This is a genomic window from Streptomyces sp. CWNU-52B, assembly GCF_047444975.1.
Taxonomy (GTDB): Bacteria; Actinomycetota; Actinomycetes; order Streptomycetales; family Streptomycetaceae; genus Streptomyces.
In genome coordinates, this window is record NZ_JBLFJV010000028.1 from 95,299 (window position 1) to 107,762 (window position 12,464).

Annotated in this window: 11 protein-coding genes and 1 tRNA gene; 9 read left to right on the top strand and 3 right to left on the bottom strand. The window is 71.0% G+C overall.

All coding sequences use genetic code 11. The annotated features are described in order from the left end of the window. The first annotated feature begins 8 nt into the window (after positions 1–8). From ACLVWQ_RS26355 to ACLVWQ_RS26385, 7 genes are all read left to right on the top strand, one after another. Positions 9–950, top strand: coding sequence for a thiamine pyrophosphate-dependent dehydrogenase E1 component subunit alpha (locus ACLVWQ_RS26355; RefSeq protein WP_414111728.1), 942 nt, complete (start codon positions 9–11; stop codon positions 948–950). Next, on the top strand, positions 938–1,918 hold the full coding sequence (locus tag ACLVWQ_RS26360) for an alpha-ketoacid dehydrogenase subunit beta (RefSeq protein ID WP_414111656.1): 981 nt from the start codon (positions 938–940) through the stop codon (positions 1,916–1,918). The genes ACLVWQ_RS26355 and ACLVWQ_RS26360 overlap by 13 nt, the downstream gene beginning before the upstream one ends. A gap of 88 nt (positions 1,919–2,006) precedes the next feature. After that, positions 2,007–3,365 (top strand): amidohydrolase family protein, encoded by a 1,359-nt coding sequence (locus ACLVWQ_RS26365; protein WP_414111657.1) that lies wholly within the window; start codon positions 2,007–2,009, stop codon positions 3,363–3,365. Then, positions 3,362–4,267, top strand: a complete 906-nt coding sequence (locus tag ACLVWQ_RS26370; protein ID WP_414111658.1) for a cupin domain-containing protein — start codon at positions 3,362–3,364, stop codon at positions 4,265–4,267. Before ACLVWQ_RS26365 ends, ACLVWQ_RS26370 begins: the two co-directional genes overlap by 4 nt. A 27-nt stretch (positions 4,268–4,294) precedes the next feature. Further along, positions 4,295–4,984 (top strand): SDR family NAD(P)-dependent oxidoreductase, encoded by a 690-nt coding sequence (locus ACLVWQ_RS26375; RefSeq protein ID WP_414111659.1) that lies wholly within the window; start codon positions 4,295–4,297, stop codon positions 4,982–4,984. Between the two features lie 100 nt (positions 4,985–5,084). Beyond that, a complete protein-coding gene (locus tag ACLVWQ_RS26380) occupies positions 5,085–5,867 on the top strand; it encodes a sulfite exporter TauE/SafE family protein (protein ID WP_414111660.1) in 783 nt (260 codons plus the stop codon). 88 nt (positions 5,868–5,955) lie between these two features. Continuing rightward, complete coding sequence (locus ACLVWQ_RS26385) at positions 5,956–7,845, top strand: glycoside hydrolase family 15 protein (RefSeq protein WP_414111661.1); 1,890 nt, start codon at positions 5,956–5,958, stop codon at positions 7,843–7,845. Between the two features lie 27 nt (positions 7,846–7,872). Here ACLVWQ_RS26385 and ACLVWQ_RS26390 read toward each other — a convergent pair whose 3' ends face one another. Both ACLVWQ_RS26390 and ACLVWQ_RS26395 read right to left on the bottom strand, forming a co-directional pair. Then, positions 7,873–10,026, bottom strand: a complete 2,154-nt coding sequence (locus tag ACLVWQ_RS26390) for an MDR family MFS transporter (RefSeq protein WP_414111662.1) — start codon at positions 10,024–10,026, stop codon at positions 7,873–7,875. A gap of 408 nt (positions 10,027–10,434) precedes the next feature. Further along, complete coding sequence (locus ACLVWQ_RS26395) at positions 10,435–10,947, bottom strand: DUF309 domain-containing protein (RefSeq protein ID WP_414111663.1); 513 nt, start codon at positions 10,945–10,947, stop codon at positions 10,435–10,437. 154 nt (positions 10,948–11,101) lie between these two features. Here ACLVWQ_RS26395 and ACLVWQ_RS26400 point away from each other — a divergent pair. Then, positions 11,102–11,175 (top strand) — tRNA-Pro (locus ACLVWQ_RS26400). Positions 11,176–11,304: 129 nt separating this feature from the next. Here ACLVWQ_RS26400 and ACLVWQ_RS26405 read toward each other — a convergent pair. Then, a complete protein-coding gene (locus tag ACLVWQ_RS26405; RefSeq protein WP_414111664.1) occupies positions 11,305–11,709 on the bottom strand; it encodes a Dabb family protein in 405 nt (134 codons plus the stop codon). Positions 11,710–11,830: 121 nt separating this feature from the next. On the opposite strand from ACLVWQ_RS26405, the gene ACLVWQ_RS26410 reads away from it, so the two are divergent. Further along, complete coding sequence (locus ACLVWQ_RS26410; protein WP_414111665.1) at positions 11,831–12,445, top strand: TetR/AcrR family transcriptional regulator; 615 nt, start codon at positions 11,831–11,833, stop codon at positions 12,443–12,445. The last annotated feature ends 19 nt before the right edge of the window (positions 12,446–12,464 follow it).

Genomic DNA, 12,464 nt, shown 5'->3' on the forward strand with positions numbered 1-12,464 from the left:
ACGAGGAGATGGCCGTCATCCGGCGCACGGAGAAGGCCGCCCACGACCTGTTCCTGTCCGGCCTCGTCAAGGGCACCACCCATCTCGCCGCCGGACACGAGGCCGTCGCGGTCGGCGCGAGCGCGGCCCTGCGCGACGACGACTACGTTTTCGCCACCTACCGCGGCCACCACCACGCCCTGGCCCGCGGCGCGACCCCCGAGGAGTGCCTCGCCGAACTGATGAGCCGCGCGAGCGGCCTGTGCGGGGCCAAGGGCGGCTCGATGCACCTCACCAAGGCCTCGGTCAACATGCTCGGCTCGTACGCCATCGTGGGCGCCCATCTCCCGCTGGCCGTCGGCGCCGCCTGGTCGGCCCGGCTGCGGGGGACCGAGCAGATCGCCGTGGCCTTCTTCGGCGACGGGGCGACCAACATCGGCGCCTTCCACGAGGCGCTCAACCTGGCCGCCGTGTGGAAACTGCCCGTGCTGTTCGTCTGCGAGAACAACCTCTACATGGAGTACACCCCGATCGCCGACGTGACCGCCGTCGCCAACCCCGCGGCCGACCGGGCGCCCGCCTACGGCATCCCCGGCGAGCTCGTCGACGGCAACGACGTGCTCGCCGTGCGCGAGGCCGTGGCCCGCCTCGCGGACCGGGCCCGCGCGGGGGACGGGCCCAGCCTGCTGGAGGCCCGCACCTACCGGCACTTCGGCCACAGCCGCGCCGACCCGGCGGCGTACCGCCCGGCCGAGGAGGTGGCGCGCTGGCTCAAGCACGACCCGCTCGACGTGGCACGCGGCCGGCTCGTCGAACTCGGCGTGCCCGCCGAGGAGTTGGCCGGGGCCGACGAGCGCGCCGCGATCCTCGTACAGGAGGCGGTGGAGGCGGCGAAGAACGCGCCCGCGCCCGATCCCCGGGAGGCGCTGACCGACGTATGGGCCGACGGAGGTGCGCGGTGGCGGACGTGATCACCTACCGGCAGGCGGTCGCCGAGGGCATCGCGCGGGAGATGCGGCGCGATCCCACCGTGGTGTGCCTCGGTGAGGACATCGGCGCGGCGGGCGGGGTGTTCAAGACGACGGCCGGGCTGTACGAGGAGTTCGGCTCCGGGCGGGTGTGGGACACACCGATCTCCGAACAGGCCATCGTCGGCGCGGCGATGGGCGCCGCGATGACCGGCATGCGGCCCGTCGCGGAGATCATGTTCTCGGACTTCCTCGCCTGTTGCTGGGACTACCTGGCCAACGAGATACCCAAGGTGCGGTACATGACGGGCGGTCAGGTCACCGTGCCGCTGGTGGTGCGCACGGCCAACGGCGGCGGACTGGGCTTCGGCGCCCAGCACTCCCAGGCCACCGAGAACTGGGCGCTGACCGTACCCGGACTGAAGATCGCGGCGCCGGCCACCCCCGCCGACGTCATCGGCATGATGGCGGCGGCCGTCCGCAGCGACGACCCCGTGGTCTTCTTCGAACACAAGGGACTGTTCGCGGCCAAGGGGCCGCCCGCGCCACCGGACCACGTCGTCGAGCTGGGACGGGCGGCCGTCGTGCGCGAGGGCGCCGACGTCACCCTCGTGGCCCTCGCCTCGATGGTGCCGGTGGCGCTCACCGCCGCCGAGCGGCTGGCCGAGGAGGGCATCGGCGCCGAAGTGATCGACCTGCGCTGCCTCGTACCGCTCGACGTGCGGACCGTGCTCGGCTCGCTCGCGAAGACCTCACGGCTCGTGACCGTCGAGGAGAACCCCTACCAGGGCGGCTGGGGCGGCACGCTCGTGTCGGTCGTCGCCGACGAGGGGTTCGGCCTCCTCGACGCGCCCGTCCGCAGGGTCGCGGCCGCCTGTGTGCCGCTGCCCTTCGCGGACGCGCTCGAACAGGAGGTCGTCCCGAGCGTCGACAAGGTCGTGGCGAAGGTCCGCGACCTCAGCGCGTACTGAACCGGATCCGGCCGCACCGGATCACCCCCGGCTCCGGATCACCCCCGGCTCCTTATCGAACTCGGCATGGAGAGAGGCGAGTAGGGCGATGACCAACCGAATGCTCCTGCGCTCGGGCCACGTGCTCTCGATGGACCCCGCCATCGGGGACCTGCCCGATGGCGACGTACTCATCGAGGACGGCAGGATCGCCGCGGTCGCACGCGACATCAGCGCGGACGCGGAGGTGCTCGACATGACGGGCCGCATCCTCGTGCCGGGCTTCGTCGACACCCACCGGCACACCTGGGAGGCGCCCATCCGCGGCTGCGCGCCCGACGCCACCCTCGACGACTACTTCGTCGAGGTCCTGGACACCTTCGCGCCCGTCTACACCCCCGAGGACGTGTACGCGGGCAACCTGGCGGGCTCCCTGGAGTGCCTCAACGCCGGGATCACCACCCTGGTCGACTGGTCCCACATCAACAACACCCCCGAACATCCCGACGCCGCCGTCCAGGCGCTCGGCGAGAGCGGTATCCGGGCCCAGTACGCCTACGGCAGTGCCAACACCTCGCTCGCCGACTACTGGTACGAGAGCAAGATCGCGCTGCCCGGGGACGACGTCCGCAGGGTGAAGGAGCGTCACTTCGCCTCTGACGACGGCCTGTTGACCATGGGACTCGCCACCCGCGGACCCGGCTTCTGCATCAACGACGTCGTCGAGGCCGACTGGCGGCTCGCGCGCGAACTCGACATCCCTCTCACCGTGCACGTCGGCATGGGGCGGCTAGCCGGCCGCTTCGGGATGGTCAAACAGCTGCACGAACTCGGGCTGCTCGGCTCCGACACCACCTACGTGCACTGCTGCTACTTCAGCGAGGAGGAGTGGCGGATGGTCGCCGACAGCGGCGGCACGGTCTCCATCTCCCCGCAGGTCGAGACACAGATGGGGCACGGCTGGCCGCCCGTGATGAAGGCGATCGAGTACGGCCTGCGGCCCTCCCTGAGCATCGACGTCGTCACCACCGTGCCCGGCGACATGTTCACCCAGATCCGCGCGGCCTTCGGCGCCGAACGGGCCCGCGTCAACGCCGCCTGCTGGCAGGCCGACAGCCCCGTCCCCGACACGATGCTGACGGCACGCCGGATGCTGGAGCTGGCGACCGTCAACGGCGCGCACGTCGCGGGCCTCGAACACCGCACCGGTTCGCTGACCCCCGGCAAGCGCGCCGACATCGTGGCGATCGACGCGACGGCGCTCAACGTCGCGCCCGTCATCGACCCGGTGGCCGCCGTGACCCTGAGCGCGGACGTCTCCAACGTCGAGACCGTCATCGTCGACGGGGTCGTCCGCAAGCGCGACGGCAGGCTCCTCGCCGACGTCGGACGGGCCCGGCGCCTGGTCGAGGAGTCCCGTGACCGCATCGTGGCGGCCGCCGAGGCGCGAGGGAAGCGGAAGGCATGACCCACCACGTGATCCGGCGGGCGGCGGACGCCACGTTCACCGCCCCGGTCCAACTGCCCCATAGGAGCACGGGGTTCACCCGAAGGACGGTGGTCGGCGAGGCGGACGGCACCGTACACACCGGCTTCGGCGTGTGCGAACTGGCGCCGGACGGGACGGTCGGGGCCCACGTCCACTCGTACGAGGAGTCCTTCCACCTGCTCTCCGGGACCGTGGTCCTCGATACGCCCGAGGGCTCGTACCTCCTGGAGGAAGGCGACTACGGGCTGCTGCCGACGGGCGTCCCGCACGCCTGGCGCGGCGCCGGGGACACCGTCGCGCGCTGGGCGGACATGCTCGCGCCGGTGCCGAGGGCGCGCTACGGGTACGACACCCGGGCCGTGCCCGCGCTGCCCGTCACCGCGCCCGCCCGGATCGACGTACGCGACCCGCGCACCCGCTCCTTCGGCCACTTCGAACCCGCGCAGATGGACCCCGGGAAGCAGTCCCAGGACCTCCTCGCGGTGTCGGCCGGCATGCGCACCGCGCTGCTCGTCTACAGCGGGATCACCGTGAAGACGATGGTGGACGCGGACCTGGGCGCGGTCGCCTCGACGATGTTCATGGTCCAGTACGCGGCCGACGGCGTCGCGGGCGCGCACGACCACCCCTTCGAGGAGACGTATCTGATCGTCGAGGGCGCGGTGGACGCCACCTTCGACGGCGAGCGGTACCGGCTCGACGTGGGCGACGCCGCCTGGGCGGGCGCCGGTTGCGTACACGGCTTCACCAACGCCGGTACGGGGCCCGTGCGTTGGCTGGAGACACAGGCACCGCAGCCGCCGTCGCGCCACTCCTACCGGTTCGCCCGTGACTGGGACCACCTGAGTGACAAGCTGGCGCAGAACCCTGAGCCGGGATGAGCTTGAGGACGTGCTGGAGGAGAAGACATGAGCAGTGTTGTCGTCATCGGTGGTACGGCCGGTATCGGCCGCGCGTTCGCCCGCAGCCGGGTGGAGCGCGGCGACGAGGTCGTTCTCACCGGCCGCGACGCCCACCGCACCGACACGGTGGCCAAGGAGACGGGTGCGCGCGGGCTCGCCCTGGATCTCTCCCGGCCCCGGGAGATCGCGGCCGCGCTGGCCGGTGTGGAGCGGGTCGACCATCTCGTCGTCGCGGGCATCTCCCGCGACCAGAACTCCGTCACCGACTACGACCTGGACGCCGCGCTGAACCTCGTCACCCTCAAGCTCGTCGGCTACACCGAGGTCGTCCACACACTGCTGCCGCGGATGACCGGGGAGAGCGCCGTCGTGCTCTTCGGCGGCCAGGCCAAGGAGCGCCCCTACCCGGGTGCCACCACGGTCGCGACGGTGAACGCGGGCGTCACGGGCCTGGTGCGCGCCCTGGCCACCGAACTGGCCCCGATCCGCGTCAACGCCGTCCATCCGGGCATCGTCGGCGACAGCCCGGCCTGGGCGGACAAGCCCGCCGAAGTACTGGAGACGGTCCGCGCGCGAACCCCCTCCGGCCGGCTCGCGCGCATGGGGGACGTCGTGGAGGCGGTCGACTTCCTGCTGCACAACAAGGCGGTCAACGGGGTGGACCTCGCGGTGGACGGCGGATGGCTGCTGCGCTGAGAGCGCGGCGCGGCCTCCGGCGGGCGCGGGTGACCGCAGGGGTCACCTGGCGAGACGCTCCTGACACGACCGGATAGGTGGGCATAGCATCGGTCCCCGCATGGACACGATGACGCTCTGGCACGTAACCCCCTGGGAGTTCGCCGCTCTCGCCGCCGCGGCACTGCTCGTCGGCTTCTCGAAGACCGCCGTGAGCGGGGCCAACACGGTCAGCCTCGCGATCTTCGCGGCGGTCCTGCCGGCCAGGGCGTCCACGGGGGTGCTGCTGCCCATCCTGATCGTCGGGGACGTGCTCGCGGTGCTCACCTACCGTCGGCACGCCCACTGGCCGACGCTGTGGCGGCTGTTCCCGGCGGTCGCCGCCGGAGTGATCGTCGGCACGGTGTTCCTGGTGTGGGCCGACGACGCGATGGTACGGACGTCGATCGGCGCCATCCTGCTGCTGATGGCCGGAGTCACCGTGTGGCGCCGCCGGAAGGCCGAGGCGGCGCAGGCGGCCGAGGAACCCGACTCGGTGGCGACCAGGACCGGCCGGATCAAGGCCCGCTCCTACGGCGTCCTGGGCGGCTTCACCACGATGGTCGCCAACGCGGGCGGCCCCGTGATGTCGATGTATCTCCTCTCTGCGGGCTTCCGCAAGCTCGGCTTCCTGGGCACCTCCGCGTTCTTCTTCCTGATCGTCAACGTCTCCAAGGTCCCCTTCAGCGTCGGCCTCGGCCTGATCGACGGCCGCTCGCTGCTGCTGGACGCGGCCCTCGCGGCCTTCGTCCTGCCGGGCGCCCTCATCGGCCGATGGGCGGTCGACCGGATCAACCAGCGGCTCTTCGAACGCCTGGTGATCGCCGCGACGGTCCTGGGCGGCCTGCAACTGCTTCTGCGCTGACGCCGCGTTCACGACGACGCGGCCCCGGCGGAGCACCTACGCTGGGAGGAGTCCGAAGCGAGTTCCCCAGGGCAGGGAGGCTGCGGTCATGTCCGAGGCGTCCGCTCACCAGAACCCACCGGCCCCGTCGGCGTCCGCCCGCTATCTGCCGATCGCCGACCACGGTCTCATCGGTGATCTGCGCAGCGTCGCCCTGGTCGGCACCGACGGCACGATCGACTGGTACTGCTGTCCGTCCTTCGACGCCCCCAGCGTCTTCGCCTCGATCCTCGACGCCGACCGGGGCGGCTCGTTCCGGCTGACGGCGGCCGTACCGGCCCGGACCAAGCAGTTCTACTTCCCGGACACCAACGTCCTGCTCACCCGCTTCTTCACCGAGGACGGAGTGGGCGAGATCCAGGACTTCATGCCGGTGAACGGCGACACGGCCGAGGACGGGGCGACCGGGAGCGGGGGGCCGGCGGGCGGGGCGACCGAGGAGGACCGGCACCGGCTGATCCGGCGCGTGCTGTGCGTACGCGGCTCGATCCCCTTCCACGCGCGCGTGGCGCCCCGGTTCGACTACGCGGCGCAGCCGCACACCGCGCGGGCGCACGACGACATGGTGATCTTCGAGTCGGCGAACCTGTCCCTCGCCCTCACCTCGACCGAGCCGCTCGCCTGCGACGGGCTCGACGCGACGGTCGACTTCAAACTCCACGAGGGCCAGTCGGCGGTGTTCGCCCTCGACCAGGTGAGCGGCGACATCGAGCCCCGCCGCTGCCCGCGCGCCGAGGCCGAGGAACTGTTCGGCGCCACCGTGGCGTTCTGGCGGCGCTGGCTGTCCGCCTCCCACTACCGCGGCCGGTGGCGGGAGATGGTGCACCGCTCCGCGCTCACCCTCAAACTGCTCACCTACGCGCCGACCGGCGCGATCGTGGCCGCGGCGACGACCAGCCTGCCCGAGCAGCTCGGCGGCGAGCGCAACTGGGACTACCGGTACGTGTGGGTACGCGACGCGGCCTTCTGCGTGTACGCGCTGCTGAGGCTGGGCTTCACCAGCGAGGCCGAGTCGTTCATGGCGTTCGCGGCCCGGCACATCAGCCCCGGCGACGGCCGGCCCGCGGGCCCCCTGCAGATCATGTACGGCATCGACGGGCGCACCGACCTGCACGAACGGGAACTGCCCCACCTGGAGGGGTACCAGGGCTCCGCCCCCGTCCGTATCGGCAACGCCGCGGCTGACCAGCTCCAGCTGGACATCTACGGAGCCCTGATCGACTCGATCTACCTCTACGACAAATGGGCCCACCCGATCTCCAGCGACCAGTGGGACGACGTCTGCGCGCTGGTCGACTGGGTCTGCGACCACTGGGACCAGCCCGACGAGGGGGTCTGGGAGACCCGCGGCGGCCGGAAGAACTTCCTCTACTCCAAGCTCATGTGCTGGGTGGCGATCGAGCGCGCCATCAGGCTCGCCACCCGCCGCGGCCTGCCGGCGGACATCGTGCGCTGGCGCGGCGCCCGCGACACGATCTACCGGCGGATCATGAAACGCTGCTGGTCACCGACGCGGCAGGCGTTCGTCCAGCACGAGGACGACGACGTCCTCGACGCCGCGGTGCTGATGATGCCGCTGGCCAAGTTCATCTCGCCCACCGACCCCAAGTGGCTCTCGACGCTCGACGCGCTCACCGAGGACCTGGTCTCCGACTCGCTGGTCTACCGCTACGACCCGAAGGCCAGCCCCGACGGCCTGCGCGGCGAGGAGGGCACCTTCTCGATCTGTTCCTTCTGGTACGTGGAGGCGCTGACCCGGGCCGGCCGGCTCGACGAGGCACGGCTGGCCTTCGAGAAGATGCTCACGTACGCCAACCACCTCGGCCTGTACGCGGAGGAGATCAGCCACACCGGCGAACAGCAGGGCAACTTCCCCCAGGCCTTCACCCACCTGGCGCTGATCAGCGCGGCCTTCAACCTGGACCGCGCGCTGGGCTGACGGCGTCCTGCGCGGGGCGGAGGACGCTCAACGGCCGCCCTCCGACGTGCCCGCGCCCGCGGTCGTGGCCAGAGCTCCTGGGCGGTGCTCCGCCGAGATGCCGTTGTCGAGGTCCTCGACCAGCAGCCGTTTGGCGATGCTGTCGACGGCGACGCGGAGGTCCTGGCCCGAGGGCCGGCCGAGGTCCTGTTCGACCCGGTCCGCCAGCCAGCCGGCCCAGGTGTCACCGATGACGCGGGCCTCGCGGGCACCGGCCTCGGTGTGGGAGAAGAGCGAGCCCGTCCGGGTGAGGTAACCCTCGTCGACCATGCGCTGGAAGACCGGCACCAGCGCCTCCGGGGGCATGTGGCGGCGGGCGGCGATCAGGGAGAGGTTCGCGTGGCCGACCATCCGGGTGAACAGCTCCACCTGCATGACGGCCCAGGCACCCGCGATGTCCAGCCGGGTGTCCGCCTCGACGACGAGCCGGCGCATGGTGTCGGGGCGCGTATCGCCGATGATCTTTCCGACCGTGGCCTCCAGACGCTGCCGGCTGTCGGCCGAGGACGGGGTGGCGAAGCCCTCGCCCAGGTCGGTGGAGCCCAGCCGGGCGCTGTCGCGCAACTGCACCTGCTTGAGGAAGAGGGACACCAGGAAACCGAGCAGCGCCACGGGCACGGTCCACAGGAAGACGGTCTGGAGGGTCTCCGCGTACGCCTTCACCAGGGGCGCGGCGGCTCCCGACGGCAGGTTGTGCAGCCCCTCCGGACTGGTCGCCGCCCTGGTGATGGCCGCCGGGTCCCGCCCGCTGCTGCGGGCCGCCGCGGCCACCCCTTCCGAGAGGTTCGGCTTCAGGGTGTTGGCGTAGATCGTCCCGAAGACCGCCGTGCCGAACGAACTGCCCAGCGTACGGAAGAAGGTCACGCCGGACGTGGCGGTGCCCAAATCGGCGTACTCGACGGTGTTCTGCACGGCGATGGTCAGGACCTGCATGCACAGCCCGATCCCCGCACCGAGCACGAACATGTAGAGAGAGGAGAGCCAGATGCTGGTGCCGCTGCTCATCAGGGAGAGCAGATAGAGACCCACGCCCATGACCAGGGAGCCGACGATGGGGAAGGTCCGGTAGTGACCGGTCTTGCTGATCACGCTGCCGCTGAAGACCGACGCGATGAGCAGGCCGACGACCATGGGCAGGGTGCGCACGCCGGAGACCGTGGCAGAGTCGCCGTCCACGTACTGCAGATACGTCGGCAGGAACGTCATCGCGCCGAGCATCGCGAAGCCCACGATGAAGCTGAGGATCGAGCAGACCGTGAAGACGGGGTTGGCGAACAGGCGCATCGGCAGCATGGGTTCGGCAGCGCGGGTCTCGACCAGGCAGAAGGCCGCGAGGGCGAGGAGACCGCCCGCGAAGAGCCCGATGACGGTGGGCGAGCCCCAGGCGTACTCGTTGCCGCCCCAGCTCGTCGCCAGGATCAGGGCGCTGGCGCCGACCGCCACCAGGGCGATGCCGAGGTAGTCGATGACCGGCCGGGACGGCGACTTCACCACCGGGATCGTGCGGGCCGCGGCCACCACGACGAGGATCGCGATGGGGACGTTGACGTAGAACGCCCAGCGCCAGGTCAGGTGGTCGGTGAAGAGGCCGCCGAGCAGCGGGCCGATCACGGTGGCGACACCGAACACCGCGCCGATCGCACCCTGGTACTTGCCGCGCTCCCGCAGCGGGATCACGTCGGCGATCAGGGCCATGGCGGTGACCATCAGACCGCCCGCGCCGATGCCCTGCATGGCCCGCCAGGTGATCAGCAGCATCATGTTCGAGGAGAGGCCGCACAGGAACGAGCCGGTGATGAAGATGATCGCCGACGCCTGGAAGACGACCTTGCGGCCGAACAGGTCACCGAACTTGCCGACGAGCACCGTGGCGACGGTCTCCGCCAGCAGATAGCTGGTGACCACCCACGACATGTGCTCCGCGCCACCGAGGTCCGACACGATCGTCGGCAGTGCCGTGCCGACGATCGTCTGGTCCAGCGCGGCCAGCAGCATACCGAGCATGATCGTCACGAAGACGACGTTGCGGCGGCGCTTGTCGAGCACGGGAGGCTGTGTGGCGGGTGTCTCGGCGGTGGGCGGCCCTGCGGTGTCGATGGTCGTCACACCGGTCAGCTTCACATCGGCCGGTGGGGTGTGCATGTGGGGCCGTCCGCACGGGTGCGCGCCGAGGCCGCGCTCGCGTGGGGCGGTGTTCCAGGCGCTTCAGGGGGCGTCGGGTCGCTCCGGGGCGGTCCGGAGGCTCGGGGCTTCCGGGTTCTGGGGGCCTGGGGCTTCCGGGCCCGGGGCCTCGGGTTCTGGGATTCCGTGCCCTCGGATCCCGGCGCTTCCGTGTCCTTGAGGCATTGGACTTCCGGGCCTCCGGGCCTCGGGATCTCCGGGCCGGCGGGCTTGCGGGCCTCCAGGCCCTCGGGATCTCCGGGCCTCCGCGGATCTCCGGGCCTCCGGATCCTCGGGTCCTCGGGATCTCCGGGGAAGCGGGATCTCCGGGCCCCGGGATCTCCGGGGGAGCGGGCCCCGCGGGACCGGGGGAGTGGCACCCGTGGTGGTCTAGGTGCCGCTTCCGCGCAACCGCGGCGCCCATGCCCGTGCGTCGACGGGTTCCGCGTCCCGTTCCACCGCGTCCGCCAACTCGCGGGCCCAGGCGGCTAGTTCATCCAGCGCGAGCTCGTACGGCCGGACAGGGCCGGGATCCGCGGCCCACTCCTCGACCGCGCCGGCGCCCCGCCGCAGCAACCGGGCGCCGCCCGTCACGTTGCCCCGGGCCGCGTGGGTGAGGCCCACCGCGAGCTGCGCGAGCCCTCGCCACAGCGCGCGCTCCTCGGCGGGGCCCGACTTCCAGGCGTCCTCGAAGACCTCGTGCGCGTGGAACGGCTTGCCCGCCGTCAGCAGTGCCTGGGCCTCGGTGACCGTGTCCCGCGGGGCGCGCACCACCCCTTCGGGCTGCCGCTCGACCCCGTCCACCCCGTACGGCAGGGGCCGCCCGAGCCCGTCCCGGGGCCGGGCATTGCGCGCCCGCCCCTCCGTGTCCCGGTCGCGCCTGCCGTCAGAAGCATTGCTCATGCGCTGATTGTCCCTCTTCCTCGTTCCCTGCCAGCCCCCTCCCGGCCCTTTCCTCGCGCCTTCCTCGCGCCTTCCTCGTGGTTTTCGAAGCAGTCCCCCGGTTGCGGTAAGGTTCTGTTCGCGCGATCACGCAGTTCACTGCGGCGAAGCGCATCGGGACGTGGCGCAGCTTGGTAGCGCACTTGACTGGGGGTCAAGGGGTCGCAGGTTCAAATCCTGTCGTCCCGACTGGAGACAGTTGCAGTTCAGGGCCGGTTTCGGAGTGATCCGAAACCGGCCCTGTGCCGTTGGTGGGGACCAGTTGAGGACCGGCGTCCCGGTGGCGGCGGCGATCACCGTCGCCCGGTCGGCCTCCGGTCAGCCGTCCACACCGGCGCCCGAGTAGGCGGGTACGTCGGCGAGCATCCCCGCGACCTCGGGGTTGAGCTCGTTGCGGCGTCGGTGCAGCTCCTGGATCTTGGCGTTCAGCTCGGGATCGTCGTCGTCGCTGATGTCGAAGATCGCGAGTCGCTCGACCAGGTCCAGACCGAGATGGTCTGTCTGGTAGGTCGTCGGGTGGGTGAGATAGGCGAAGAGGCCGTCCAGGTCCTCCACCGCGAACACCGCGCTGTACTCGTAGTCGCCACCGTGGTCGCGACCGACGACGTAGGACTTGATCGCGGGGTTCGAACGGCCCTGCTCACGCCAGCTCGCCAGCGCCGCCTCGATCTGTTCAGGGGTCGCGGTGGCCTTCATCGTGGCCCGGTTGATGTGGTAGATCATTGTCCACACTCCAAGTTAACGGCGTTAGATTTCCTAACGCCGTTAAGTTAGCAACGTCCTGACAACGCCGTCAAGGGCGGCGGATAGGGTGCGGAAGAGACCGAGAGCGAAGTGACGGGACATGCCCCACAGCACACGAAGGGCCCGTGAACGGGCGAGTACCCGCGAGAAGATCATCGAGGCCGCGCTGCGTCTGCTGGAGACCGAGGGTCCCGCAGCGCTCACCATCCGGCGGATCGCGACCGACGTCGAATACTCCGCGCCCGTCGTCTACCAGCACTTCGCCAACAAGGACGCGCTCGTACTGGAGCTGGTCGCCCACGGCCACCGGCTGATGCTGGCCGAATTCCAGCAGGCCGTCGCGGAGCCCGACATCGACCGGCGCATGGTGCGGATCGCCTCCGAATACGTCCGGTTCGCCGGCGATCATCCGCACCTCTTCCACGTCATGAACGGCACCGCGGTGAGCGCGGACGAACGCCGCCGCGCCGCCGAGCCGGCCGTCGACGTCCTCCAGGAACTGCTCACCGCCTGGTCCGACACCCACGGCGTGGTCCTCGCCGACCGTGACGAAGCCTGCGAGATCGTCTGGGGCGCGCTGTACGGCATCGCCTCCCTCGGCCACCTCGGCACCGTCGGCAACGAGCGGGCCCGGCGGCTCGCGGAGCAGGGCCTACGCGCACTCCTCCTCGGCTGGCAGGCCGGGACGCCGGGGTACCGGGAGATCCCGGCCTGACGTCCGGGGCTGCCAGGCC